The 1027-nt window shown below is 63.5% G+C and carries 1 protein-coding gene and 1 pseudogene; one reads left to right on the forward strand and one right to left on the reverse strand.

From position 1 onward, the window contains the following. Positions 1-242, reverse strand: a pseudogene (locus tag EOA86_RS41010) (IS110 family transposase); the annotation flags it as partial. Positions 243-349: 107 nt separating this feature from the next. On the opposite strand from EOA86_RS41010, the gene EOA86_RS36030 reads away from it, so the two are divergent. Further along, a partial coding sequence (locus tag EOA86_RS36030; protein ID WP_245497494.1) for an IS701 family transposase occupies positions 350-1027 on the forward strand: 678 nt, incomplete at its 3' end.

A 1027-nucleotide genomic window follows, 5' to 3' on the forward strand; every position in this document is an offset into this window, starting at 1 on the left:
TTCGTGACCCAGCGAACGGATCAGCCGATAGAGACCATAGCCGGTCGGGCCGGCCTCGTAGCAGAAATGGACTCGATCGAACCTGTTGGCGATCCGCTGGATAACTCGGCGCATGCTCTCATCCGAGGCGTCGACCTCGCCGAAGAAGCGAACTTCTCCCTCCCGGCCGGCATCCGCAATCGCGATGGCGTTCCTAAGCTTTGCGACATGATTCCGACAAATGCTTCCCTATAATCTGACACGGCTCGTCCTCCTGTGATGAGGATCGGCTCGGCCCGCCGAGCAACCCTCGGACGCGCAGTGTAGGGCGAGCCACCTCACCGGCAGAAGCGGACATACGTTACCCTATATCGATGCTTTGATCGGGGTGATCGGCCACGCCGACCGAGCTGAGCCGCTGAAGGATTATTGCCTGGGACTTCTGATGCCGATGGAGCGCAAGAGCGTGGAACCGTTGGCGGCCGTCACGGCACCGTCGCGGGTAGCGGCCAAGCATCAGTCTCTGCTGCATTTCGTGGGACAGGCGCCGTGGTCGGGCGCGGCCTTGCTGGCGCGGGTTCGCGACTGGGTTCTTCCACGGATCGAGCAGCGTGGACCGATCCGGGCATGGATCGTCGACGACACCGGCTTTCCCAAGAAGGGCAAGCACTCGGTGGGCGTGGCGCGCCAGTATTGCGGCCAGTTGGGCAAGCAGGACAACTGTCAGATTGCGGTTAGCCTGTCGATCGCAAATGACGCAGCCTCGCTTCCGATCGCCTACGAACTGTATCTCCCGCACAGCTGGGCGGAGGATCCGGAACAACGTAAGAAGGCCAAGATTCCGGCGGAGATCACGTTCCGGACCATGCCGCAGATCGCGCTCGAGCAGATCAGGACGGCCAAGGCCGAGGGCGTCGCGCCCGGCGTGGTTTTGGCCGACGCCGGATATGGCGCCGACGGCGGTTTCCGCGCGGGCCTGTCCGAGCTCGGTCTGACCTATGTTGTCGGCGTTCAGCCCACCCTCAGCGTCTGGCGCCCAGGCGAGAGC

It is taken from the genome of Mesorhizobium sp. M5C.F.Ca.IN.020.32.2.1 (assembly GCF_004023105.1).
GTDB classification, from domain to species: domain Bacteria; phylum Pseudomonadota; class Alphaproteobacteria; order Rhizobiales; family Rhizobiaceae; genus Mesorhizobium; species Mesorhizobium wenxiniae.